The organism is uncultured Chitinophaga sp. (genome assembly GCF_937874145.1).
In the GTDB taxonomy this organism is placed as follows: Bacteria; Bacteroidota; Bacteroidia; order Chitinophagales; family Chitinophagaceae; genus Chitinophaga.
Genome location: NZ_CALNBI010000302.1, coordinates 1 through 26,369, shown reverse-complemented (window position 1 = coordinate 26,369; position 26,369 = coordinate 1). Strand labels below are relative to the sequence as shown.

At 55.2% G+C, this 26,369-nt stretch carries 19 protein-coding genes and 1 riboswitch; of the genes, 6 read left to right on the top strand and 13 right to left on the bottom strand.

All coding sequences use genetic code 11. The features are described 5' to 3' along the window. The 5 genes from Q0510_RS14865 to leuC form a co-directional block, all read right to left on the bottom strand. Nucleotides 1–613, bottom strand: a 613-nt coding sequence (locus Q0510_RS14865) for a carboxypeptidase-like regulatory domain-containing protein (RefSeq protein ID WP_298713323.1), incomplete at its 3' end; no start/stop codon positions are given. Nucleotides 614–1,164: 551 nt separating this feature from the next. After that, nucleotides 1,165–2,670 carry a 2-isopropylmalate synthase gene (locus Q0510_RS14860; protein WP_298713320.1) on the bottom strand — a complete coding sequence of 502 codons (1,506 nt, stop codon included), beginning with the start codon at nt 2,668–2,670 and terminating at the stop codon, nt 1,165–1,167. Nucleotides 2,671–2,691: 21 nt separating this feature from the next. Continuing rightward, nucleotides 2,692–3,771 carry a 3-isopropylmalate dehydrogenase gene (gene leuB / locus Q0510_RS14855; protein WP_298713317.1) on the bottom strand — a complete coding sequence of 360 codons (1,080 nt, stop codon included), beginning with the start codon at nt 3,769–3,771 and terminating at the stop codon, nt 2,692–2,694. An 8-nt stretch (nt 3,772–3,779) separates the two neighbouring features. Next, nucleotides 3,780–4,379 carry a 3-isopropylmalate dehydratase small subunit gene (gene leuD / locus Q0510_RS14850; RefSeq protein WP_298713314.1) on the bottom strand — a complete coding sequence of 200 codons (600 nt, stop codon included), beginning with the start codon at nt 4,377–4,379 and terminating at the stop codon, nt 3,780–3,782. A 21-nt stretch (nt 4,380–4,400) separates the two neighbouring features. Next, nucleotides 4,401–5,798, bottom strand: coding sequence for a 3-isopropylmalate dehydratase large subunit (gene leuC, locus Q0510_RS14845; RefSeq protein ID WP_298713312.1), 1,398 nt, complete (start codon nt 5,796–5,798; stop codon nt 4,401–4,403). Nucleotides 5,799–6,042: 244 nt separating this feature from the next. On the opposite strand from leuC, the gene Q0510_RS14840 reads away from it, so the two are divergent. Next, on the top strand, nt 6,043–7,596 hold the full coding sequence (locus Q0510_RS14840; protein WP_298713309.1) for a hypothetical protein: 1,554 nt from the start codon (nt 6,043–6,045) through the stop codon (nt 7,594–7,596). A 61-nt stretch (nt 7,597–7,657) separates the two neighbouring features. Here Q0510_RS14840 and Q0510_RS14835 read toward each other — a convergent pair whose 3' ends face one another. The 5 genes from Q0510_RS14835 to Q0510_RS14815 all read right to left on the bottom strand — a co-directional run bounded on the left by Q0510_RS14835 (nt 7,658) and on the right by Q0510_RS14815 (nt 16,575). Then, nucleotides 7,658–9,322 carry a RagB/SusD family nutrient uptake outer membrane protein gene (locus Q0510_RS14835; RefSeq protein ID WP_298713306.1) on the bottom strand — a complete coding sequence of 555 codons (1,665 nt, stop codon included), beginning with the start codon at nt 9,320–9,322 and terminating at the stop codon, nt 7,658–7,660. 36 nt (nt 9,323–9,358) lie between these two features. Next, complete coding sequence (locus Q0510_RS14830) at nt 9,359–12,736, bottom strand: TonB-dependent receptor (protein ID WP_298713303.1); 3,378 nt, start codon at nt 12,734–12,736, stop codon at nt 9,359–9,361. Nucleotides 12,737–12,967: 231 nt separating this feature from the next. Then, on the bottom strand, nt 12,968–14,035 hold the full coding sequence (locus Q0510_RS14825; protein ID WP_298713301.1) for a FecR domain-containing protein: 1,068 nt from the start codon (nt 14,033–14,035) through the stop codon (nt 12,968–12,970). Nucleotides 14,036–14,120: 85 nt separating this feature from the next. Continuing rightward, nucleotides 14,121–14,681, bottom strand: coding sequence for an RNA polymerase sigma-70 factor (locus Q0510_RS14820; RefSeq protein WP_298713298.1), 561 nt, complete (start codon nt 14,679–14,681; stop codon nt 14,121–14,123). A gap of 127 nt (nt 14,682–14,808) precedes the next feature. Further along, nucleotides 14,809–16,575, bottom strand: coding sequence for a hypothetical protein (locus Q0510_RS14815; protein WP_298713295.1), 1,767 nt, complete (start codon nt 16,573–16,575; stop codon nt 14,809–14,811). A 307-nt stretch (nt 16,576–16,882) separates the two neighbouring features. Then, a riboswitch (cobalamin riboswitch) is annotated at nt 16,883–17,086 on the top strand. A gap of 133 nt (nt 17,087–17,219) precedes the next feature. On the opposite strand from Q0510_RS14815, the gene Q0510_RS14810 reads away from it, so the two are divergent. The 3 genes from Q0510_RS14810 (at nt 17,220) to Q0510_RS14800 (ending at nt 21,443) form a co-directional block, all read left to right on the top strand. Further along, on the top strand, nt 17,220–18,191 hold the full coding sequence (locus tag Q0510_RS14810; protein ID WP_298713292.1) for a ribonucleoside-diphosphate reductase small subunit: 972 nt from the start codon (nt 17,220–17,222) through the stop codon (nt 18,189–18,191). 60 nt (nt 18,192–18,251) lie between these two features. After that, a complete protein-coding gene (locus Q0510_RS14805; protein ID WP_298713282.1) occupies nt 18,252–20,624 on the top strand; it encodes a ribonucleoside-diphosphate reductase subunit alpha in 2,373 nt (790 codons plus the stop codon). Between the two features lie 201 nt (nt 20,625–20,825). Beyond that, complete coding sequence (locus Q0510_RS14800; protein WP_298713279.1) at nt 20,826–21,443, top strand: hypothetical protein; 618 nt, start codon at nt 20,826–20,828, stop codon at nt 21,441–21,443. A gap of 14 nt (nt 21,444–21,457) precedes the next feature. Here the strand turns inward: Q0510_RS14800 and Q0510_RS14795 are convergent, their stop codons facing one another. After that, the gene (locus Q0510_RS14795; protein ID WP_298713277.1) at nt 21,458–21,913 is read right to left on the bottom strand and encodes a TlpA disulfide reductase family protein; all 456 of its coding nucleotides are present in this window, start codon (nt 21,911–21,913) and stop codon (nt 21,458–21,460) included. Beyond that, a complete protein-coding gene (locus tag Q0510_RS14790) occupies nt 21,910–22,503 on the bottom strand; it encodes an RNA methyltransferase (RefSeq protein WP_298713275.1) in 594 nt (197 codons plus the stop codon). Before Q0510_RS14790 ends, Q0510_RS14795 begins: the two co-directional genes overlap by 4 nt. A 96-nt stretch (nt 22,504–22,599) precedes the next feature. Between Q0510_RS14790 and Q0510_RS14785 the strand changes: the two genes are divergently transcribed. Together Q0510_RS14785 and Q0510_RS14780 are read left to right on the top strand one after the other, a co-directional pair. Continuing rightward, on the top strand, nt 22,600–25,305 hold the full coding sequence (locus Q0510_RS14785; RefSeq protein ID WP_298713273.1) for an AsmA-like C-terminal region-containing protein: 2,706 nt from the start codon (nt 22,600–22,602) through the stop codon (nt 25,303–25,305). Between the two features lie 48 nt (nt 25,306–25,353). Beyond that, nucleotides 25,354–25,758 carry an SdpI family protein gene (locus Q0510_RS14780; RefSeq protein ID WP_298713270.1) on the top strand — a complete coding sequence of 135 codons (405 nt, stop codon included), beginning with the start codon at nt 25,354–25,356 and terminating at the stop codon, nt 25,756–25,758. Nucleotides 25,759–25,762: 4 nt separating this feature from the next. Here Q0510_RS14780 and Q0510_RS14775 read toward each other — a convergent pair. Then, nucleotides 25,763–26,369, bottom strand: a 607-nt coding sequence (locus Q0510_RS14775; RefSeq protein WP_298713268.1) for a phosphodiester glycosidase family protein, incomplete at its 5' end; no start/stop codon positions are given.

Below are 26,369 nucleotides of genomic sequence, written 5' to 3'. Positions count from 1 at the left end.
CGGAACTGTTGAGGCCCGCGATGGTATTGGTGTTGTAGCCGGTGATGTCTCCCGATACCACGGGGATACCATCTACCACATACAGCGGCGCGCTGCTGGCGTTGATGCTGCCGATACCGCGGATGCGGATATTAGGCACGCTGCCGGGCTGGCCGGAGCCGTTCACCGCCTGAACGCCCGCAATATTCCCCTGGAAGCTTTCCTGGATGGAAGCGCGGGGCGCGCGGCTGAGCTTCTCGGTGTTGACGATAGCGGCGGACCCCGTCATGGAGCGGCGGTTCTGCGATCCGTACGCCACTACTACATATTCGTCGAGGCTTTCCTGGTTGACGGACAGCTGCACGTTGTATTCATTCCCTTCACCCAACGTTACGGTTTGTGCCGTATAACCGATGAATGAAAAAGTGAGCTGCCGCGTGCCCTGCGGCACTTTCATTGAAAACTGGCCGTTGGAGGCCGTCAGCGTGCCGCGCGAGCCAGCGGCTACGGTCACGCCGGGCAAGGGATTGCCGTCCCTCGCGTCGGTTACTTTGCCGGAGATCGTCCTGTCTTGCGCAAAGGCACTTGCACTCAGCAGGATCGGTACGGCCAGGAGCGTAGATAATTTCCTCATGTGAATTTAGATTTTGTGAATGGGATACATATGATGAGTCATGAAATGAAGGTCCCTGTCCGCGACACTCGCAGCGCAGGCCCACGCACGCTTTCGGGCATGACAAGGCCGGGCCGGTTCCGGTCACGGATGGCGTTCGTTTAGATTTTCGATTCCCTGGATATTACGTTGGATGACTTACACGACAATTCAACACGCCTTCAGCCGAAGCACGTTTCCCCCATAAGTTGGCATTGTAAAAATGAATTGAAGATAAATTCCTTTGGATATGGGAATAAAGGGTCGAGTTACATCGATAGATTCATAAGTCCGATTTAGATTAAATATAATTAGGTCCGTAAATGGTTATCGCCTCAAAATGATACTGCTCTGTCGCACTGGTGTTTCCTATTAACGAAACATTGGATTACACTGTATTTGGATTCATACTGCTACAACGTGAAATTACTATAAAAAAAAATATCAAGTTAATCTGTAGGGTAAAAAGTTTAAAAAAATGTTAAAAGGCCGCACGATGGCGGCCTTTTAATAAAAATTATTATGCGTAATGATTAGTAGATCTTATTCAGCGCATCTACATAAGCATGTACGCTGGCATTCACGATGTCGGTAGAATAACCGAAGCCGTAATATGACTTCCCGTCTTTATGCACGCGCATGTTCACTTTGCTCACGTCTTCGCTGCCACCGTGCATCGCCTGGATGCTGAACTCATCGATCGTGATCTCGTCGTTGATGATGTTGGAAATAGCGTTGATGGTCGCGTTCACCGGGCCGTTGCCGGCTGCACTTGCTTCCTTCTCTTCGCCGTTTACGCGGAGCTTCACCGTGGCCATCGGTCGCAGGGGATCGCCGCAAACCACCTGCAACAGCGTCACTTTGATCGCTTTGTCGTCGTAGTGGTTGGCGGTACCGTCGCCCATGAGCACGAGCAGGTCGTGATCGTTGATCTCTTTTTTGCTGTCGGCCATTTCAAGGAAACGGGCATACACTTCGTCGAGGTTGATCTTGTCGATCTTGTAACCCAGTCTTTCGAGGTGGTGTTTCAAAGCATGGCGGCCGCTGCGCGCGGTGAGGATGATGGCGTTGGAAGACAGGCCGATATCTTCGGGATCGAGGATCTCGTAGTTTTCACGGTGCTTCAGGACGCCGTCCTGGTGAATGCCGGAGCTGTGCGCAAATGCGTTGCGGCCCACGATCGCCTTGTTCGGCTGCACGGGCATGCGCATCATGTTCGATACCAGGTTGCTGATTTCGTATATGCGTTTGCTGTTAATACCGGTTGTATACCCCAGCGCATGGTGCGTTTTGAGGATCATGGCCACTTCTTCGAGGGACGTGTTGCCCGCGCGCTCGCCGATGCCGTTGATGGTACATTCTACCTGGCGCGCACCATTCACCACGCCGGCGATTGTGTTGGCCGTAGCCAGGCCGAGATCGTTATGACAATGCACGGAAATGATCGCCTTGTCGATGTTCTTCACATTGTCGACGAGGTATTTGATCTTGGCGCCATATTGTTCAGGCAGGCAATATCCGTTCGTATCCGGGATGTTCACCACGGTAGCACCGGCTGCGATCACCGCTTCGATCATGCGGGCGAGGTATTCATTATCGGCACGTCCTGCGTCTTCCGCATAAAACTCAACGTCGTCCACGAACTTGCGGGCGTATTTCACGGCGCTCACGGCTCTTTCGAGGATGGCTTCGCGGGTGGAGTTGAATTTATATTTGATGTGCATATCGGATGCGCCGATGCCGGTGTGGATACGTCCGCGCTTGGCGAACTCCAGCGCCGAGGCGGCAGCGTCGATGTCGGCGGTATTGGCGCGCGTGAGGGCGCAGATGACCGGTTCGGAAACCGCTTTGGAGATCTCCACCACGCTCTGGAAATCGCCAGGGCTGGAGATCGGGAAGCCGGCTTCGATCACGTCTACGCCAAGGGCTTCCAGTTCTTTTGCTACGATAATTTTCTCCACGGTGGTCAGCTGACAGCCGGGCACTTGCTCGCCGTCGCGCAGCGTGGTGTCAAAAACGTATACTCTATTTTTATCCATGATAGTATGATAAACAGTTGATTAGTTAAGGTTTTTCAGCACCTGCGCCCCCATGGCGTCGGTTCCCAGCAGGAATTCGTTGGAGGTATGTTTGTTGGCGATGTCCATTGTGCGGTAGCCTTGTTTCAGCGTGGCGTCTACCGCGCGGATCACGCGCTGGGATTCTTCCTTCAAACCGAAAGAAATATCCAGCAGCAGCGCGGCCGACAGGATGGAAGCCAGCGGGTTGGCGATGCCTTTGCCGGCGATGTCGTGCGCGGAACCGTGGATCGGCTCGTAGAACCCTACGCGGTCGCCCACCGAAGCAGACGCCAGCATCCCCATCGATCCGGCGATCTGCGATGCCTCGTCGGTCAGGATGTCGCCAAACAGGTTGCCGGTCACCACCACGTCGAAGCGCTTGGGATCTTTGATCAGCTGCATGGCGGCATTGTCGATGAACATATGCTCGGTTTCCACGTCCGGGTAATCTTTCGCGATCTCCTGCACCACTTCCCTCCACAGGCGGGAAGCTTCCAGCACGTTGGCTTTATCCACGGAGCAGAGCTTTTTGCGGCGGGTGCGCGCGGCTTCGAATGCCTTTCGGGCAATACGCTCTACTTCATATTTATGGTAGATCATGAGGTCCGAAGCCGTTGCGCGGTCTTCGCTGCGCTGCTTCTCCCCGAAATACACGTCGCCGGTCAGCTCACGGAAAAACAGGATATCGGCCCCCTGGAGGATTTCCGGCTTGATGCTGGAAGCCTGCAGCAGGTCGTCGAACAGTTTGATGGGCCGAAGGTTGGCGTACAGTCCCAGCTCCTTGCGGATCTTGAGCAATCCCTGCTCCGGGCGCACCTTCGCACTGGGGTCGTTATCATACTTGGCATGACCGATAGCGCCGAAAAGGATCGCGTCAGAAGCGCGCGCCTTGTCCAGCGTCTCAGCCGGCAACGGATCGCCGGTAGCCTCGATGGCTACGTGGCCCATGATGCCTTCGTCAAACGTGAATTCATGTTTGTAATTCGCCGCGATCACTTCCAGCACTTTCTTCCCCCATGCGGTTACTTCCTGTCCGATCCCGTCTCCGGGTATTACCAATATTTTCTTAGAGATGCCCATAGATGTTTTTAGAAATTAAAAGGTCTTGTTGTTTCGTATGCTTCGATCTCGCCGCGGAGACTGAGGAGATAGTCAATATCGTCGTACCCATTGAGCAGGCACGTTTTTTTGTAAGGGTTGATGTCGAAGTTTTCCTTTTCCCCCGTTGCCTTGATCTCGATGAACTGCTCTTCCAGGTTCACTTCGATGGCGGCGGAGGGTACTTTTTCAACGGCGCGGAAAATCTTCTGCAGAAAATCCTCGCTCACCTGCACGGGCAGGATGAAATTGTTGAGTGCGTTGTTTTTGAAAATATCGGCGAAGAAGCTGCTCACCACTACTTTAAATCCGTAGTCGCCGAGCGCCCAGGCGGCATGCTCGCGGGAGGAGCCGCAGCCGAAGTTCTTGCCTGCCACCAGCACCTTGCCTTTGTATGTGTCGTTATTGAGCACGAAGTCAGCCTTCGGCTGGTTGTTTTCACCGAAACGCCAGTCGCGGAAAAGATTCTCTCCGAAACCATCGCGGGTGGTCGCTTTCAGGAAGCGGGCCGGGATGATCTGGTCCGTATCGATGTTTTCTATGGGTAAGGGCACCACGGAGGATACCAGGTTTGCGAATTTTTTGTCCATGTTGATGGTTCGTTTCGGGAATTAAATCATTGCTCTTACGTCGGCCACTTTACCGGTGATGGCGGCGGCAGCCGCGGTGAGCGGACTGGCCAGGAAGGTCCGGGCGTTGGGCCCCTGGCGGCCTTCGAAGTTGCGGTTGGAAGTGGCGATGCAATATTTACCTGCCGGGATCTTGTCTTCGTTCATGGCCAGGCAGGCGGAGCAACCGGGTTGCCGCAGCTGGAAGCCTGCCGCTTCGAAGATTTTGTCGATGCCTTCCGCGATGGCCTGGGCTTCCACTTGCTTGGAGCCGGGCACGATCCATACGGTGACGTCGTCGGATTTCTTTTTGCCTTTCACGAATTCGGCCACCATGCGGAGGTCTTCGATGCGGCTGTTGGTGCAGCTGCCGATGAAGACGTAATCCACTTTTTTGCCGAGGAGCTGGCTGCCGGGCTGGAGATCCATGTACTGGAGGGATTTGGAGAAGGAAAGCTGTTCCTTTTCCTCGATGTCCGCCAGCGAGGGGATGTTGCCGGTAACGCCCATGCCCATGCCGGGATTGGTGCCGTAAGTGATCTGCGGTTCGATGTCGGCTGCGTCGAAAGTCAGTTCCGCATCGAAAACGGCGTCTGCGTCGGTCTGGAGAGTTTTCCAGTAAGCGAGGGATTTTTCCCAGTCTTCGCCCTTCGGCGCAAACTCGCGGCCTTTGATGTAATCGAAAGTAATGTCGTCCGGCGCGATGAGGCCGCCGCGGGCGCCCATTTCGATGGACATATTGCAGATCGTCATGCGCGCCTCCATGCTGAGGCTCCGGATGGCTTCGCCGGCGTATTCCACGAAGTAGCCGGTGCCGCCTGCGGCGGTGATCTGTGAAATGATATAGAGAATGATGTCTTTGGACACCACGCCTTTTTTTAGTTGCCCGTTAACCGTAATGCGCATGCGCTTCGGTTTGTATTGCAGGATGCACTGGGTAGCCAGCACCTGTTCCACTTCCGACGTCCCGATCCCAAAGGCTACGGCACCGAAGGCGCCGTGGGTGGAAGTGTGGGAGTCGCCGCAGACGATCGTCATCCCCGGCAGGGTGATGCCCAGCTCGGGCCCGATCACGTGAACGATACCCTGGTAGGGGTGCCCCAGGCCGTAGAGCTCCACACCGAATTCGGCGGTGTTGGCCGTGAGCATTTCCACCTGCTTGCGGCTCAGCGCTTCCTTGATGGGCAGGTGCTGGTCGAGGGTGGGTACGTTATGGTCGGCCGTGGCGCGCGTCTTGGCCGGCCGGAACACGGGAACCCCACGCTTCCGCAGGCCGTCGAACGCCTGGGGGCTCGTTACCTCGTGAATGAAATGCGTGTTGATATACACCGCGTCCGGGTGGCCGGACCGGCTCGCCACGATGTGGCTGTCCCAAATTTTGTCGAATAATGTTTTCCCCATGCTTATTTGACTTTATAAAACCAGGATCAATACATGCATTTTGATGCTGATATATAAAATATTCTCCATCAACTTGCAATTTCCTTCAATCCCGTATATTTGCTTTTCCTGTCACTTTACACCTTCAAATCTAATTGACACTTTTAAACCTCAGTTCGTTAAATTTGTCAATATTACGATTCGCAACTGTCATCTGAGGCCATTAACTTATTGAAAGTCAATTTTTTATAATCCGATAACAACGATGTCCAACACGCAGAACGATGCCCTGTTCATATTGATAAAAACGCTTACGAAAGCCGAAAAAAGAAACTTTCAGCTGGCATTTAACCGGGATAACACGAAAGAAGACGTACTTTTCATACAGCTGTTCAACGCGCTCGACAAAATGAAGGAATACGACGATGAGCAGATCCTCCGCCGTGTGCCCGATATTAAAAAGCAACAGCTCAGCAATATCAAAGCCCATCTCTACAAACACCTCCTCACCACCCTCCGCCTGCTGTACAAAACCAAAGATGCGCTCATCGAGCTGCGGGAACAACTGGATTATGCCAGGGTATTGTACAACAAGGGGTTATATCATCAGAGCCTGAAAATCCTCGCCAAAGCCAAAGTTTCGGCACGCGAACAGGAAGAAGTCATGCTCTATTTCGAGATCGTGGAATTCGAAAAGCTCATCGAAACGCGGCACATCACCCGCAGCCTCGACAACCGGGCCGAAGAACTGTCTGACGAAAGCCGCCTCATCAACGAGCAGCTCAACAACGTTTCCCGTCTTTCCACCCTCGCCCTCCGCATGTATGGCCTTTATCTCAAACTCGGCCACGCCCGCGACGAGAAAGACACCCTCATGCTCAAATCCTTCTTCGAAACCAACCTCCCGCCCGTGCAGCGGAGCCAGATGAGTTTTTATGAGCGCATCTACCTCTACCAGGCGTATTGCTGGTATTACTACATCCTGCAGGACTTCGTCATGTATTACCGTTACACCCAGAAGTGGGTGGACCTTTTCAGTGAATATCCCAACCTGAAGGAAACGGATGTGGACCTGTACATCAAGGCGATGCACAACCTGCTGACCGCGCACTTCCATACCATGAACCACGACAAGTTCACCGAAGTGCTGCAGATGATGGAGGATTTTATTACGGAGAAAGAAGAAGCCCTCAACGAAAACACCCGCACCAATGCGTTCGTATACCTGTATACCGGCAAGATCAACCGGCACTTCCTGGACGGCACTTTCTCGGAAGGGCTCAGGCTGGTGGCCGAAGTGGAGGAAAAAATCAGCGAGCACCAACTCACGGTAGACCAACACCGCGTACTTGTTTTCTACTACAAGATCGCCTGTTTATATTTCGGCAGCGGCGACAATGACAACGCCATCATCTATCTCAATAAAATCATCCAGCTCAGGATCGGCAACCTGCGGGCAGACATCCAGTGTTTCGCGCGGATCCTGCACCTGATCGCGCACTACGAGCTGGAGAATTACAGCCTGGTGGAATACCTTATCAAATCGGTTTACCACTTCATCGCCAAGAACAAGGACCTTAGCCTCGTGATGGAAGAGATCCTGAAGTTTTTGCGCAAGAACATGTACGCCAACCCGCGCGCGCTCCGTACCGCTTTCCGCGACCTGAAAGGCCGGCTGGAAGTGATCGCGAAAAATCCCTACGAGCGCCGCAGTTACTTGTACCTCGATATCGTCAGCTGGCTGGAAAGCAAGATAGAAGGCATCCCCGTGCAGGAAGTCATCCAGCAGAAATTCAGGAACAAGGTGCCGAGGATTTAAGGCATGAAAAAGGGGGCCGGAGCCCCCTTCGTCGTTTTTATTACTTTCCTTACGTATTCGTTTACCAACCGAAGTTCTGCGGCTTCAGCTGCGGATTGAGGTTCATTTCCTGCAAAGGCAGCGGGTAGAGATACAGCTTGTCGTGCCAGGTGCGCGCGGTGATATCGGTGTATACGCGGATGCGATCCTCCGCATCCACCTGGATGCCAGCCACCTGCGATGCGGGATATTGCGCGCGCAGTGCGTCCGTCAGTTTCATGCCTACGATCGTTTTCGGATTGTTGATGAGCTCACCGGCTTTCCAGCGGATGATATCGTCGAACCGGAAGCCTTCCTGCGCCAGTTCCACACGGCGTTCGCGGCGGATCTCGTCGAGGAGGACCGGCAGTGTGGGGAACGTGGAATTCGGATCTTTCTGCAACGTGGCGATGATCATGTGCGGCATGCCCACGCGGTCGCGGATTTTGTTGATGGTCTGATCGATCACGGCCTGGGAAGCTTGACCCAGTTCGGCTTTGGCTTCCGCGTAAATCAGCAGCGTTTCGGCGTAGCGGATGATGAAGAGATCCAGGGTGGATTGATTGGCCACCCACTGCACGGGGTCCGGGCTTTTATACTTGGCGCTGGCGTAGCCCGTGGTTACAGCGGGGATGCGCGGGAGCGTGACTTTGTCGGCCGTACCGTCGGCATTCTGCGACACCACGTAATCGCGGGTTACGATGAGCTGCTGGTAACGCGGATCGCGGTTGGTGCGTTCCTGATCAGGGGTTACGTCGCCCTGGTACCGGTTGCTGAGGCCGATGGGCAGCCCGTCGTCGCACAGGATAGACTCCACGAAATCCTTGCTGTAGCTGGGCCAGATATCGTTGATCTGGCGCGTGGTGTTGTGCATCGACATGTCTTTCACGAAACGGCGCGGCCAAACCGCCTCTTTATTGCCGCGGAGCTCTTCCTGCAGGAACAGGTTCACGTAATCCTTCGCGGGGTTGCCGGTAGACCAGATGTCGTAGTTGCCGGTGGTCATCACGGCTTCGGCTGCTTTTACGGCTTCGCCGAGCCATTCGGTGGCGCCTGGGAGGCCCCGGTATTTGCGGTAGGTGCCTTCCCAGAGGCAGATGCGGGCTTTCAGCGCATTGGCGATGTCTTTATTGACACGGTCCTGCTCGGCGCTGGCCGGAACGGGCAGGTTGGCCACGGCGTAATTGATGTCTTTCAGCACGGTGTCCATCACGATATTGCGGGAAGTGCGGGGCGCGAAGAGCTCGGGCGAATTCTCGTTGAGATCGCCGCCGAACCAGGTCACGTCGCCGAACTGCACCACTTTCCGCCACCAGAGGTAAGCGCGGAACATCTTCACTTCCCCGGCGTATTTGGCTTTCACTTCGGCAGGCGCGTCTGCCCTTTCGTACCGCGCGAGGAAGTAATTGGCCTCGCGCTCGTTGGTCCACGTCCAGCCGCCGCCGGTATTCGGAATGGTGTACTGCCCGGCTAAGAATACGTTGCGCATGCGGGGCACGAAATTATCGGAGCCATCGTCTCCCAAATGTCCCTGTGGCGGAACGAGCGTATAGAAACGGTTCGCATAGATGCGGAGGTCGTTTTCGTTCTTGAAATAAGTAGCATCGCTGAGACGGTCCTGCGGAAGCCTGTCCAGGAAGTTATCGTTGCAGGCTGCGCCAAAAACGAGGGCGAGCACGGCGGAAGATATGACGAGTGTTTTTTTCATTTCTTTTCGATTTTTGATCAACAATTGCATCAGCGGTTACAGGCCCAGTTGCACACCGAACGAGATGGTGCGGCTCAGCGGATAGCTCCGCGCGCCCAGCAGTTCGGGATCAAATGCCTTGTGCATTTTAGTGATGGTGAACAGGTTCTGGCCGGTGGCGAACACCCGCAAGCGCTGGATCTTCGCTACGCGCAGCCATTCTTCCGGCAGGGTGTAGCCCAGCGTCAGCTGTTTCAGGCGGGCGTATGCGGCGTTCTGCAGATATTTCGTCTGGCTCTGGAAGTTGCCGCCGCCTTCGAAACGCAGGCGGGGATAATAAGCGTCCGTATTGTCGGGGCGCCAATAGTCGGTATGGTATTCCATCGGCACATCCCACTCGCTGGCAAAACCCCAGAAATAGTTGCCGCCTGCCATCCAGTCGCGCTTGCCTACGCCCTGGAAAAATGCGGTCAGGTCGAAACCTTTGTACTCGATCCCCAGGTTCAGGCCGTAGTTGTATCGGGGCGTTTGGTTACCGATGATACGCTGGTCGCCCGGATCGGACAGCGTATTGCTGCCGCGGGTGATTTTCTTATCGCCATTCAGGTCTGCATAACGGATGTCGCCCGCGAGCCATTTGCCGGACCAGATCTGCGACTGGTCGGCCGCTGCCGCTTCGGCGTCGCTGCCGTAGAATCCGTCTGTCTGGAAGCCCCAGATCTCATTCCATTTCTGCCCTACATAAGGTTGGGAGATATTGCCGGTCGGATTGTTTTCGTAACGGGTGATCTCTGCCTGGTTGTCGGCCAGCACCAGCGACACGTTGTAGCGGATATCGCTGCCGATCTTATCTTTCCAGCCGATCGCCAGTTCCCAGCCTTTGTTCATCAGGTCGGCCGAGTTGCGCGCCGGCGAAGAAGTGCCCAGCAGTGCGGGCAGCAGGCGGCCGGGGGTGATCATGTCGGTCGTTTTGCGGCGGTAGATATCAAACCCGAGCGTCAGCCTGTCGCGCAGCGCGGCTACATCGAGGCCGAAGTTCAGCGTGGTCACTTTCTCCCAGGTGAAGTCTTCGCTCACCAGTCCGGGTGCGCCCACGATCACGCCGGGATTGTTGCCGAACAGGTAAGATGTAACGCCGGTAGGCATGAAGGTGATGTACGGATAAGGATTGTTGCTCAGCTGGTTAGGCAATGTACCATACGAAGCACGCAGCTTCAGGTCATTGATCCAGGATTTGGCGCCGGCGAAGAAATTTTCTTCAGACACGCGCCAGGCAGCAGATACGGAAGGCGAAAATACATTCCGCTTGCCACGGGCATACCGCGAAGTACCGTCGTATCGGCCGGTCAGCTGCAACAGGTATTTTTCCTTGTAATCGTAGTTGGCACGGAAGAAACCGCCGCGTACCGCCCATTCCGACATGGAGTTGCCGACCGACAGCGAAGTAGCGGTAGGGTCGTTCAGGGGCGTGAGGCTTTCCATCGTGGGATCGATCTGGTTGCGGCCGGTGGCGCTGAAGGAAAGGTTTTTCTTCATCTCTTCGTTGTAACCCGCCATCAGTTTCAGGTTGTGGTTACGCGCGAAGGTGGTGAAGTATTCCGTGTACAGGTTCACCGCGTGGTAGCCGTCGTTGGCGGCGCTGCGGATCATGCGGCTGGGGTTGGTCCAGGGATAGGTCCCGATCAGCCGGCCGTCTACGCCAAATTCCCGGAACGCTTTGTACTGGAGGCTTCTGCCTGCCCCGTAGTTGTTCCAGGTTACGTCGCCGATCACGCGGAGATTGCGGAGCAGCTTGATGGTAAAGCCGCCTGTCAGCCAGATGTCCGTCTTGTTTTCCTTCATCCTCCCGTTTTCCGCCATCAGGGCGAAGGGGTTGGTGAAGCTGCCCTGGCCGGCCCAGTTGCCATCCGGGTGCTGGATGGGCATGATGGGGCGAAGGTCGCTGGAGATGAACGCGAAATCGTTCACTTCCGCTTCCGCGAACTGCGTGGCGTTGGGCGTATTGTAATCGGAGCGGTTCAGCGCGGCCTTGAAATTCAGGTCGAGCCAGGAAGTGGCTTCCGCATTGAGGCGCAGCGAAGCATTGTAACGGTTGTAGGTTTGGTTGGCCGCTTTGATGAGGCCGTCCTGCTTGAGGTAACCCAGGCTGGCCACGTAGGATATCTTGCCGGAGCCGCCGCTGAGGGAAAATGAGTTGTCCCACATGGGTGCCCAACCGGGATACAGTTCATCGAGCCAGTTGGTATTGCCGACGTAACGGTATTTGTTGGGATTGTTGGGGTCGACGTAAACGGTAGGATTGTTGGCCGGATCGCGGTAATAGGCTTCAGCGCGGATCGAGTCTTCCACGGTGAAGGGCTCGGAAGATGTACGCCCGCCGTTGGCGCCCGTCCTGTCTGCCTCGCGGAACATGCGGATGTAATCAACGGAGTTGATGTATTTGGGCATGTAGGTGGGGCGGTTGAAGGAATAGGTACTATTGACCGACAGCCGCATGGGCTGGTGTTTGTTCGGGTTCTTGGTGGTGATGAGGATCACGCCGTTGGCGGCGCGGGAGCCGTAAATGGCCGCGGAACCTGCATCTTTAAGCACGGTAACGCTTTGTACGTCTGCCGGATTGATGAGGTTGGGGTCCATCACCACGCCGTCCACCAACACAAGCGGCGCGTCGTTGCCGCTTGTGATGGAGCCGGTGCCGCGGATATTGAAGGTGGCGCCTTTGCCGGGTGCGCCGTTGTTCATGTTCACGTTGAGGTTGGGAACCACTCCTTGCAAGCCCTGTGCGAGGTTCACGAGGGGCCGGCTTTCCAGCACTTCACCGCCCACGGAAGCCACGGCCCCGGTGAGGTTTGCTTTCTTCTGGGTGCCATATCCCACCACGAGCACTTCCTGCAGGCCCGATACGTCGGCTTCCATCACGATGTTGATTTCATCTTTACCCGCCACCGGCACTTCCATTTTCTTGAAACCCATCATGCTGATCACGAGCACGTCGGTATTGTTGGCTTCGATCTCGAAGTTACCTTCCGCATCGGAAGCCACACCTTTGGTGGTGCCTTTGATAACGATGGTGGCGCCGGGAACGGGACCGCCCTTGTTATCGGTGAGCCTGCCTTTCACGCGCTTGAACTGTTTGGCGTCGAGGTCGTTGCCGAGCACTACCAACCGGTCGTCCATCACGCGGTAGCGCATGCTGTTGGCCAGCACCAGCTTCATCACCTCGGGCAGCGTGCTGTTGGAGACGTTGAGCGACACGGGCGGGAGCTTGCGGAGATCGTCGCTGTTATAGAAAAAGCGGTACGACGTCTTCAGCTCGATCATGGCGAGCACCTGGCTCACCGGCAGCTTGTCCGCCCGGACGCTGATACGTTTTTGCGAATAAACGCCGGCGTGCACCTGCAGGAAGAGACACGTCAGCACAAAGCTCATCTTCATGATCAGCAAAAGTTGATACAACCGCCGGTTGGCAGTGCATTGTGTAAATAATTTCATAGATTTGATTGTTAAGTTCAGGCAATAGGAAATCCGTTGAAATCCAAAGCAGACGGATTTCCTGCATACTTATCTGGCGGGGAACGTTGGCGCGTTTCCCGTTTTCTATTTCCTGGAGGTCAGGATCGTAAAGCGGTGGAATCTGGTGTGTTGCGCATTGTAGTCAGTTTAAGTTTAGTAAATGATGATTTTGGTCGCGGATATTTTGTATTTGATTGGTCGGATCGTTGTCAGGATTTCGAGTATCTGGTCTACCGGTTCGTTTTCCACGCTGCCGGTGAACCTGGCCTGTTTGAGGGCTTCGTCCTGTATTTCCACTTCCACATTATACCATCTTTCGAGCCTGCGGGCCAGGGATTCGAGGGGCTCGTCGTTGAACACGAGCCGGTTTTCGACCCAGGCGCCGGCTGTCAGGGAGCTGTCGCGGCTGTCGGTATCCGCCGCCCTGAGCTCCACTTCCGGCATTCCCGGATCACTGCCGGGCGTTGCCGCCGGCAATACGGCCGCCGGTTCCAGGGGAGCGCGCTGCACGGCCAGTTTCTGCCGTGGCGCCAGCATATAGCTTTTGCCGTCTTTTTTCACGGTCACTTCCACCTTACCCGAAATGAGGGTGGTTTCCGTGGTGGATTCCGAATCGTAGGCCTGGAGGTTGAATTCCGTGCCCAGTACGCGGACCTCCACGTCGTTGGTGGTTACAATGAATGGATGTTCTGCGTTTTTCGCCACTTTAAAATATCCTTCACCGTTGAGGCGCACCTGGCGGGCGCCGTCCCGGAAACCTTCGGTGTAGGAAAGGGAGCTGCCGGCGTTGAGGATCACCTCGGTGCCGTCGGGCAGGGTGAGCTTCGATTTGCTGCCTTTGCGCGTTTGCACGGTGCTCCATCCTTTATCTTCCTGCTGCCCCTGCCCCGTCCAGAACCAGATACCGGCACACACGGCGGCGGCCAGGGGCACCGCTGCCAGCCACAATCGCCTGCGGCGGGGCGGTTCGGGGAAAGCTTCGGAAACGGCAGGCTCAGGTTCGTCGCCGGCGGCGGCAAAAATCCGCCCCAGCAATTCCTCATTCCGCTCCTGCGATTGCCTTTCCCTGCTGCGGAACTGCAAGGCGCCCAGCATCTCGTACTGCCGCGCCGCATCCGGAAACTGCTTCTTCAGCATCTCCATCTCCAGCCGCTCCTTGTCGGTAAGCCTGCCCGACAGTTCCTTGCCGAATAATTCCCAAAGCTTTTGTTCATGTTCCATGCTGGAAAAAATCAGGTGGTTATATAGTTAGACACAGATTTCCGGCCGTCCAGTTAAGACAGTCGGAAAAATTTTCAAAAAATAATTATTTGCGCGCAAGCGGTAAGCGAAAGGGTTTACGCAGGTCGATGGCCGACCCCAGTTTCTTCAGCGCGATGGTAATCTGGGCGTTCACCGTATTGACGGAGATATCCAGCACTTCCGCCACTTCGCGGTACGAAAGGCCGTCTTCCTTCACCAGTTTGAAAATCAACCGGCACCGCAGGGGCAGATCGTTGACCGCCTGCTCGATCTGGCGCAGGTTTTCGCGGCTGATCAATGATTCTTCGGGAGATACGACGCAGGGCATGAGCGTGGCGTGCCGGTCTTCCAACTCCTCGTACGGGAAAACGGATCGCGAAGTATGGTTCAGGGCGGTGTTGCGGACTGCGGTGTAAAGGTAAGTCTGGAAATAATGGATGTCCAGGAGCCGGGCGCGCTGTTGCCAGAGTTTGACGAACACATCGGCGACTACTTCTTCGGCTTCTTCGCGGGAGCGGACGAGCGCGGCGGCAAAATAGATGAGGCGGTCGCTGTAATAGGAAAATAGCTGGCCGAAAGCCAACTGATCACTGTTCTTCGCGATTCTTTCCAACAACTGCTCCATCCGCGGAATTTAATAACGTAGATATGCAAGTTACAGGACAAAGGCACGCATTCCTGATATGATTTTCACATTGAAACCCAATTTTTTCACCATATCCTGACGTCTGTTTGACTCCCGGGATGGCAGATCATCCCTCCTGCCGGGTGAATGTCGCGATCTTATCCCCGTTCTTCCAAAGGTCAACGGTGTTGGGCGAGGTCAGTTTCAGGAGAAAGCGGACGCCGGGCTGGTTGGCGGGATCGAAAACCCAGCAATCTGAACCGGAGGAGATGAACTTTGCAAACTGTTTTTGATGCTTGATCTCGTATTTCAGGTAAAACCCTTCGATGGTGAACTGGTAAGACTCCCCGGGCTTACCGCCTGTTTCGAGGTAAATGCCGGGTTGGAACCCGGTGGTGTTGGGGCCCCTGTTGGGAATGACGTTGGTGTAGGAAGCGGTTTTTGCCTGGGTGCGCCAGTAAGCGGCCTTCTCCGCGTCTTTCGGGACGCTCCAGCCCTTCTCGTGGAATTCGGCCATATGATTATAATACCGTTGCAGGGAACCGGTCCAGTAGCGGAGGCCTTCCGAGTTCTCGATCGTCTTCATCCGCAATGCGTATGCTTTGGCGGTATCTTTCGCGAAGCCGAAATATCCTTTCAGGTGATAGCCCACCGCATCGTCCAGGGCAGGGAGATATTCCAGCTCCACCGATTTGGCGAGGTATCGCTCGCCTTTGGCGTGATCTTCGGGCCACTTCAAATAATCGTAGGCGCCGAGGCCGCGGTATAGCTGGCCCAGCTTATAATACGCCATGCGGTTGTTTTTGGTGGCGATGCGCTCTTCCATGAGCGCCACCCATTTGGTGGTCCATTCTTTGGCGCGGGCCTTGTCTTTGGCCACGAAGATGCTGGAATTGATGGCGAGGGTTTCCATCGCATCGGCATCACCGAGATGGCCGGCTTTCTCCCACCAGCTGATGGCCACGTCGAGGAGGTCCTGGTAATATTTGAGGCCGTCGCGTTTGGCGGCGCCGGCGTAATATGCGTCGCCGATGCGCTTCAGTGCGTTGATATTTCCTTTCTCCGCACGTTCGTACAGGTTTTCCCTGGCGATGCGTTCTTCGATACCATCGCGGGCGTCATTATATTTTTTTGCGCGGCGCGCCTTACCTTCCGCCACCATCCCGGAGATCCAGGTATAGGTTTCGGTGGATAACTGGGCGAAGTCCTGCGCCAGCTGTTCGTTCTTTGCCTCATTGTATGCTGCCTGGGCCTGTGCCTGCCGCACGCTGGCCATGGCGTCGTTATAGGCTTTGTTGTTGGTATTGGATGAGGTGGTGGAAGTGGTGTTATTTATAGTCGCCGTTGTGGGGGAAGAAGGTGAGGATTCCTCCCGGGGCTTTCTTTTCTTCGCTTCCAGTTCCATAACGGCGGACACGGCTGCTCCCCCCACCTGCCCGGGTTCGATGTGGGTAACTTCAACTTTGACCACGGAAGTCTGCCCCACGATATCATCTCCCGGAACGTTTTTGGGATGGTAATACATGGACTCCCCTACCGTCAGCGCATTGCCGACGGGGATGGTTTCGTTTTTATGGCGGATGTGCAGGACGATGGTGACGTAGCCGTCGGATTTCCCGTTGCAGGCGCCGGAGAGTTCCTGGCAGCTGTACATTTTGGCGGGGTAGATGCCTCCGCGGTAATAATGGCCTTTCTCCGGTTGATGGCGGGAGCTGGTGAGGGTGACGAGGTACGCCTGCTTTTGGGGGTCCATTTTATAGTTTACCTGCACGGCGTGGAAAAATCCGGAGCCGGACTCCATGTCCCGGGGATCGGTGTTGATCACAAGTGTTTGCTGGCTCCAGGCGGAAGTTGTGGAAAGGATAAAAATAATAAACAGGTATAATGGCTTCATCAGGTCGGGTGTATTCGTAAGCTGCAAAAATCTGTTGCGGCGGCGACAAAAAGAATACTCATTTCTGAGTATGTACAAAATATTGGTTTCCAGTCACCGGAGCGACAAACATTTTTCCTGCGCTAATATGTGCCAGAAAATCAACACATTGTCCTTAATCCTTATACCAAAAACCTGCTTTTAGGTGTGTAAAAGCCGCTGAATGGCTACCCTGCGCGCTTTCCAAAGTTGTTCAGTTCTTTATCCACATATGGGGGTAACTTATGGGTTTGTGCAGGGGGTTTGATCATTACATTTGCACACAGTTCTTGACAACGCCAGTGCTGGCTTCCGAACGTTTCCGACGAAAGGAATTAAAAGGGAACCGTGTGAAAATCACGGGCAGACGCGCTACTGTAACCCCCTGTAATGCCGGTTTCTTCATTCTGCCACTGCTTCGCCTCAAAACGGAGCGGGAAGGCCCGCCCGGCAAGGGATAGCCAGGAGACCTGCCAGCACTTCGGACAACGTCATAACCTTCGCGATTCAAGGTATTGGCTGATGGCCCCTGCTACCTTCCTTACGAGGATAACGGACCTCCGTCACCCTTCGAATCACGTTCAACATTGGCAACTATAACTGGTTAACCATATAAAAAAAATTGTATGAATAACGAGAACGAGATATTACTGAAGGAAAACAAAGACAGGTTCGTACTCCTGCCTATCAACTATCCCGCCATCTGGGAACAGTACAAACGCCACGAAGCCAGCTTCTGGACCGCCGAGGAAATCGACCTCTCCGGCGACCTGGCCGACTGGGCCAGGCTCAACGACGGCGAGCGCCACTTCATCACCCACGTACTGGCATTCTTCGCCGCATCCGACGGGATCGTGAACGAGAACCTGGCCGTTAACTTCATGAGCGAAGTACAGATTCCCGAAGCCCGCTGCTTCTATGGTTTCCAGATCATGATGGAAAACATCCACTCCGAAACTTACGCCCTGCTGATCGATACTTATGTGAAAGACCCCGTTGAAAAGGACCGTCTTTTCCACGCCATCGAAACCGTGCCGGCCGTGAAGAAAAAGGCCGAATGGGCCCTCCGCTGGATCGAGAACGGCACCTTCGCCCAACGCCTCGTAGCATTCGCCGCCGTGGAAGGCATCTTCTTCTCCGGCTCCTTCTGCTCCATTTTCTGGCTGAAGAAACGCGGCCTCATGCCAGGACTCACCTTCTCCAACGAGCTCATCTCCCGCGATGAAGGCCTCCACTGCGAATTCGCCTGCCTGCTGTACTCCATGCTCGAAGGCAAGCTCCCCGAAAAGGAAGTACACGAAATCATCTCCGACGCCGTTACCATCGAGAAGGAATTCATCACCGAAGCCCTCCCCGCAGCGCTCATCGGTATGAACGCCGACCTCATGAAACAATACATCGAATTCGTTGCCGACAGATGGCTGGTGGCACTGGGATGCAGCAAAATCTACAACAGCGCCAACCCCTTCGATTTCATGGAAATGATCTCGCTCCAGGGCAAAACCAACTTCTTCGAAAAACGCGTGGGCGATTACCAGAAAGCCGGCGTAATGGGCGAAAAAGGTACGCAAACCTTCAGCCTCGACGAAGATTTCTAATCAACTCATATAACCTCAATAAGCCATATTCAATTTTTCACCCACTAAATTCACCACACTATGTTCGTTATAAAAAGAGACGGCAGAAAAGAAACTGTCAAGTTCGACAAGATTACGGCAAGGGTAGAGAAGCTGTGTTACGGACTCGCGCCGGAATACGTTGATTCAATAGATGTAGCGAAGAAAGTGATCCAGGGATTGTACGACGGTGTTACCACCAGCGAGCTCGATAACCTCGCCGCGGAAACCGCAGCGTCCCTGACAACCAAGCACCCCGACTACGCGCAGCTCGCCTCCCGCATCGCGGTAAGCAACCTGCATAAAAATACACTCAAGTCGTTCTCCAAAACGATGAAGAAACTGTACGAATACGTGGACCCCAAGACCGGCAAAAACGCCGGACTGCTGGGCGACGATGTATGGGAGATCATCAAAAAGAACGCAGAGATCCTCGACTCCACCATCATTTACGACCGCGACTTCGCGTTCGATTACTTCGGATTCAAAACGCTGGAACGCTCTTACCTCCTGAAAGTGGACGGCAAGATCGCCGAGCGCCCCCAGCACATGTTCATGCGCGTGGCCGTTGGCATCCATAAAGAAGACATCGACTCCGCCATCAAGACTTACGAACTGATGAGCGAGCGCTGGTTCACGCATGCCACCCCCACCCTGTTCAACGCCGGCACCCCCAAACCGCAGATGAGCTCCTGCTTCCTGCTGACCATGAAGGGCGACAGCATCGACGGCATTTACGACACCCTGAAGCAGACCGCCAAGATCTCCCAGAGCGCAGGCGGCATCGGCCTCAGCATCCATAACATCCGCGCAACGGGCTCCTACATCAGCGGCACCAACGGCACTTCCAACGGCATCATCCCCATGCTGCGCGTGTTCAACGACACCGCCCGCTACGTGGACCAGGGCGGCGGCAAGCGCAAAGGCGCATTCGCCATCTACCTGGAGCCCTGGCATGCCGACGTGTTCGAGTTCCTGGACCTGCGCAAGAACCACGGTAAAGAAGAAATGCGCGCCCGCGACCTCTTCTACGCCCTCTGGATGCCCGACCTGTTCATGAAACGCGTGGAAGAAAATGGCGAATGGAGCCTCTTCTGCCCGCACGAAGCACCCGGACTGGCCGATTGCTGGGGCGAGGAATTCGAGAAACTGTATGAAAAATACGAATCCGAAAACCGCCAGCGCAAAACCGTGAAGGCGCAGGACCTGTGGTTCGCCATCCTCGACGCACAGATCGAGACCGGCACCCCTTACCTGCTGTATAAAGACTCCGCCAACCGCAAGTCCAACCAGCAGAACCTGGGCACCATCAAATCCTCCAACCTCTGCACCGAGATCATCGAATACACGGCCGAAGACGAAGTAGCCGTGTGCAACCTCGCGTCCCTGGCGCTGCCCCGTTTCGTGATCGACGGCAAGTTCGACCACAAACGCCTCTACGATGTAACCTACCAGGCTACCATCAACCTGAACAGGATCATCGACCAGAACTACTACCCGGTAGACGAAGCCCGCAACTCCAACCTCCGCCACCGCCCCATCGGCCTCGGCGTGCAGGGCCTGGCAGATGCGTTTTTCCTCCTCCGCTATCCTTTCGAAAGCGAGCAGGCGCAGCAGCTGAACAAAGAAATCTTTGAAACGATCTACTTCGCTTCGCTGACCGCTTCCAAAGACCTCGCCATCACCGAAGGCAAATACGCTTCCTACGAGGGATCGCCCATCTCCAAAGGCATCCTGCAGTACGATATGTGGAACGTGCAGCCCTCCGACCGCTGGGACTGGACCGGCCTGAAAGCCGAGATCAAACAGCACGGCGTGCGCAACTCGCTGCTGCTGGCGCCCATGCCCACTGCCTCCACTTCACAGATCCTGGGCAACAACGAGTGCTTCGAACCGTATACTTCCAACATCTACACCCGCCGCGTACTGAGCGGAGAGTTCGTAGTAGTGAACAAACACCTGTTGAAAGATCTCGTGGAGCTCGGCCTGTGGGACAATGATATGAAGAACAAGATCATCGCGGCGAACGGCTCTATCCAGGGCATCCCCGAGATCCCTTCCAATATCAAGGAACTGTACAAAACCGTTTGGGAGATCAAGCAACGCACGATCATCGACATGGCGGCCGACCGCGGCGCGTTCATCTGCCAGTCGCAGTCCCTCAACCTGTTCGTGGACAAACCGACCGCTTCCAAGCTCACTTCCATGCACTTCTACGCCTGGAAGAAAGGCCTCAAGACCGGTATGTATTACCTCCGTACGCAGGCTGCGGCGCAAGCCGTTCAGTTTACGGTGGAAAAACAAGGCGGCCAGAACATGGTGCCCGTTGTACCTGCCGAAGGCGGTTCCGAAATGGAAATCGTGGAAGGCGCGGTATGCACCATGGAAGAAGGTTGCGTAACCTGCAGCGCGTAAGTATTATTCATTGCAGATAATAAAACCAGGCCCGGGAGCATTTGCTTCCGGGCTTTTTTAATCGTGATCATTTCGCCGGAAAACCCTTCATCCCGCATCCCCCGAATGTAATTCCACCCTTCCCCAACGCCAGTTTACAGCAAGTTGCTTAGCCCCTGCGGGCAAATCGGGTAATTTTCCAGCCCCAAATATTCAGCCATTATGTTACCTGAGAATTTAAGCGGGCTCAGCGATCTGTGGATCCTGAAAACCCTCTACCAGGGCGTCCGCAGTACGCACCCCTCGCTCGTGAAGTGGATAGAAACCGATTTCGCGTCGGATGAGATCGATAATGAATTCGTGATGGATATGGTCCTCCATTCCCTGCAGTTTCTTGAAGAAGCGCTGGTGCTGTCGCCGGATGAGACGCTTGTCCGCAACAGCGAGCCCGAAATCAGGGCCAGCCTCGCCGACATGGATATGGTCGCCCTGTGGGTGAAAGACATCGGCACTGCCCGGAACCTTTACCGTTCCGAAGCGGCCATCAAATCCATTTACTGCCTGTACAAAACGATGGCCGCCTGCTTTTTCGAGAAACGGCGGCATTTCCCGCATGAGATCGCAGGAACGGCGTTGCTGGCCGCTTTCGCGGGAAGCGGGCTTGTAGACGAAGGCACCGCCGCCAACATCACCGAATTGTTTGTCGACCGCGGAAAAGTAACGGTAAAAGATTGGGAAGAATGGCATGAGATCACCCGGGATGAGGGGCTCGACGGCATCTTCAGCGCGTTTGTGCGCGAGATAGAAAAGAAAGCCCGCCTGCAGGGCGCGCAAAAGTAAGCCAGTATTTGATCCTAATCCTTCATCGCCCCTACCTCCTTCATTACCATCGCTTCGTCCATCGCGCCCTGAACGAATTTGCGATATTTCCTGCCGGGGTGGATAAACAACGTGGCCGGTAAACTTCCTTTCCATTGCGCGTCGATGATCGGGGCGTACTTATTGGCATTGCTTTCTTCCATCCACCACACCTCCCCGCTCAACCCCAGCTTATTCACAAAGGAATCGATCTGGTGAGGATAGGCGTCGTCGAGGTCGAGGCTCAGGTACACGAATTTGATATTTGGATTTTGCTTTGCCGCCTTTTCGAAATAAGGCAGCTCCTCCACGCAAGGCGCGCACCACGTTGCCCAGAGGTTCACCACCATCGGGGAATCCGTCCGGGCCAGGCGCGCCTCCAGCTCCGCGGGGCTCACGCGGGCGACGGCCGTGGCCATCCAAAGGGTCCATATGAGAAAACAGGTGCTCATAATTCTTCCACCGGAAATTTCCAGTCGGTCAGCAGCCCGATGCGCCGCTCCTCCGGAAGCGATGGCGTATTGTACTGCCCCGCCGCATTTTTCTGCCGCATGGCTTCGTAAATGCTGACGGCCGCCGCCACGGAAATATTCAACGACTTGATAATCCCCATCATCGGGATCACGAAATTACCATCCGCCACCTGCCGGAAATCTTCGCTCACCCCGGTTTGCTCGTTTCCGAACACCAATGCCACGGATCCCGTAAAATCGATATCGTACAGGCTTTTGGCGCCGTCGGCCAGGTGCGTGGTGTAAATCTTACCGTACCGGGAACGGAGCGTTTTCACCAGCTCCGCGGTATCGTCGAACTCATGGACCGTCAGCCACTGGATAGCGCTGGACGAGCTTTTGACGCCCCATTTTTTATGGCGTGGCAGCTTGGTGGTGAGCAGGTATACGTCCTGGATGCCCACGGCATCGCAGGTGCGCAGGACCGCCGACACGTTATGGGGGTCTTCCACATTCTCCAGCACCACCGTAAGGTTGGCCTGACGTTTGTTAATTACCGATAAAAGCCGTTCTTTCCGTTCCGGTGTCATGCCGTTATTTATATTTGTGTCAAAAATAACGAATTTAACTGCCGATATGGACATTCAGAATATTTGCCAACGCTTAAATACCAATAACAACTTCCTATGAAACTCAAGAAGATACTGAAACGTGTCGGCATCGGGCTCCTCGTGCTCATTGCGATCCTGATTGCCATCCCGTATCTGTTCAAAGGCCAGATTATGTCGAAGGTCAAAGCCGAGCTGAACAAGAGCCTCAACGCCAAAGTGGATTTCAAAGACGTGGATATCAGCCTCTTCCGCCGGTTCCCGCGCCTCGCCGTAGCTCTTGAAGAGCTCAGGATCACCGGCGTGCAGCACTTCGACGGCGATACCCTGCTGGCCGTGCGCCGGCTCGATCTCGCGGTAGACCTCATGTCGGCCATCAAAGGCGATAAGATCAACGTGCACAACGTTTCCCTGCAGCAACCGCGCATTTACGCCGTAGTGGATGAAGAAGGCCGCCCGAACTGGGACATCGTAAAGCCCGACACCGCCACCGCAGCTACGCCGGCGGATACCAGCAGCAGCGATTTCGCGTTCAGCCTGCAGCAGTACAGCATCGAAGACGCCGTGATCAAATACGACGACCACCAGGGCCATATGCACCTGGCCATCGCCGGGCTCAATCACAAAGGGAAAGGCGACTTCACGCAGTACAACTTCACGCTGACGACCAGCACCACCGCCGCCGCGCTCAGCTTCGCGCAGGGATTCATCCCCTATCTCCTCGATACCAAAGTGGAGATCCTCGCCGATGTCCAGATCGACAACAAAGCCGGCAAATATACCTTCAAGACCGACAACATCGCCATCAACAACCTGAAGCTCAGCACCGAAGGGTTCTTCCAGCTGCTGAACGACAGCGCGTATAACATGGACATCCGCTTCCAGGCGCCCAGTACGGATTTCAAGGACATCCTCTCGCTGGTGCCCGCCGTCTACAGCCAGGATTTCGCCAGCATCAAAACTTCCGGCGCAGCCACCCTCAACGGTTTCGTAAAGGGCATTTACGATGGCAACAAGATGCCCGCCTACGAAGTGCACCTCGGCATCAAAAACGGCTTCTTCCAATACCCCGACCTGCCTAAACCGGTGAAAAATATCCAGCTGGCGGTGAACGTCACCAACCCCGACGGCGTGCCCGACCACACCATCGTGGACGTGCCACAGGCGCACCTGGAAATGGACGACAGCCCGGTAGACTTCCGGCTCATGATCAAAACGCCTGTATCCGACCTCTACCTCGACGCCGCCGCCAAAGGCCGCCTCGACCTCGCCAAAGTGGCCCAGGTCGTGAAATTCGAGAAAGGCACCCAGCTCGCCGGCATCCTCGACGCCGACCTGCAGGCACGCGGGTATATGAGCGCCATCGAAAAGGAACAATACGAAACCTTCCACGCAGCGGGCAAAGTATCTGTAGCCGATCTCGCGTATAAAAGCAAGGATTATCCAGATGGCGTGAACGTCCATTCCATGCTCATGTCCTTCAACCCGAAAAACGTGACCGTAACCGATTTCAAAGGGCAATACCTCGGCACGAACTTCAGCGCCAACGGCGAGTTGAATAACTTCCTGGCGTATGTTTTCCGGAATGATGCGCTGAATGGCCGCCTGGCCATGGAGGCCGACCAGATCAACCTCAATAAATGGATGGCCTCCGGCGAAGAAACGACTCCCGCCAAAGCAGCGGACACGCTGGCCGCCGTGCCTTTCGCCGTTCCCAATAACCTCGATTTCATCCTGCAGGCGCAGGCGGGGAAAGTGATCTACGACAAGCTTGATCTCAACAACCTCAACGGCACGCTCTATGTGCGCGACGAGGCGGTGATCATGAAAGATATCAAAGCCAACGCCCTCCAGGGCTCCATGAAAATCGACGGCTCCTATTCCACCAAAAACGATAAGAACAATCCTGATATCCTCATCTCATACGACGTAAAAGAGCTTGATGTGCAGGAAACGTTCAAAACGTTCAACACCGTGCAGAAACTCATGCCCATCGGGCAGTTCCTCAGCGGGAAAATGAGCAGCCAACTGACAATGACGGGCAAGCTGGGGAAGGATATGTCGCCCGTGCTAAATACCCTCACCGGCGACGGCAACCTGTTGCTGATACAGGGTTTCCTGAAGAAGTTCGCACCGATGGACCAGCTGGCCAACCAGCTGAACGTGTCTGCGCTGAAAGATATTTCCATCCGCGACATCAAGAACTATTTCGCGTTCCAGAACGGCCGGATGACCGTGAACCCCTTCCGCGTGAAAATGAACAATTTCAACATGCTCATCGGCGGTTCGCACGGTTTCGACCAAACGATGGATTACACCATGCAGCTCGCGCTGCCGCGCGCATTGCTCGGCCAGCAGGGCAACAGCCTCGTGAACAATCTCGTGAAGCAGGCCAACAACAAGGGCATCCCCGTGAACGTGAGCGACACCGTGTATCTCAATGTTTTGCTGGGCGGCAACATTATGAAGCCTTCCGTGAAAACGGACCTGAAGGAAGCGGCCGGTAAAGCGGCGGATAACCTGAAAGACCAGGCCACGGCCATGATAAAAAGCAAAGCGGATTCCGCGCAGAAAACCATCAGGGATTCACTGAACCATGTGAAGAACGAAGCCGTGAACGCGGCGAAAGATGAACTGAAGAAGCAATTGCTCGGCGGGAAGGATTCCACCGGTTCCGGCGGCGGGCTGCAGGGCGCAGGCAAGGCGGCGGAAAAAACGTTGAACAATACCCTCAAAGGATTGATCAAACGCAAAAACACCGCAGCCGATTCAACAAAGAACTGAGATGATTTGTAATATTAAGCGTGGCACAGTTTGTGCCGCGCTTTTTTTATGGACAGCATTTTACAAAACCCCTTCTGCAATGCCAGCTTGCTGGCCGGACTGCTGTTCCTGTTCATGGGCCACATGATCCGGCGATTTCCCCCACGCAGCATGAAAGCCTGGTACGGCTACCGTACTTTTTCCTCCACCATCAACCAGGACACCTGGAACGAAGGCAACCGTTACGCCGCGTATATTTCGCGGTGGCTCGGCTGGATACTCGTACCATTCGGCCTGTTGATGGGATGGATTTTCACGCGGCAATCGGATTTATTCCTCTATCTCACGATCACGCCCGTAATTGTGGGCGCGTTGTTACTGACGGGGATCACGGAGTGGCACCTGTTGCAGTTATTTGATGAAGATGGCGCTCCCCGCAAAAAAAACGGCGGGAATGAGAAGCCCGCCGTGTAGTCCGTTATTTTTTACTGAGCACCAGTACCGCCGGCACCGGCCGTTGGCCCGCGGGGTCTGACGGTTTAATCGTATTCTGATCATTGACGTAGAGCGCCGAAGAGCCGCCACCGTCGAGGTTGAGGGCTTCCACGCAGCCGAGGTCGGTGAAGATCTTCGCCATTTCCTCGAAGTTGGCGCCTTCCGCCACCCCTTTGTTACGCCCTTCGATCACCATAAGCAGGATGGTGCCATCCGGCCGGTAACCTACCGCAGAGCGCGGGTGCAGCGCGGCGATGCTTTTACCCATTCCTTCCTGTTCCCAGGTGATATGCGGCTGCCCGTTCTGTACGAGCACAGGGCCACCGCCTACAGCTTCGCGCATCTTCCAGCGACGGGCGCCGGACGGCGCGCTTTTGGTAGGTTCCACTTTTTCTACCGGTGCGTTGTAAGCATAGGGCAAACGTTTCTTCCCCACGTTGTACACCCAGGCAATATCAGGCCGGCCTTTCCGGTCGATCCCGAAGGCCCCGCGGGTAACGTAGCGCTTCGGCGAAGCGTCGGGGGCGGGCTGGGGGTTCACGGCGAAAACTTTCCCCTTCTTCACAACGATATTGAGGTTGCTGTTGTCT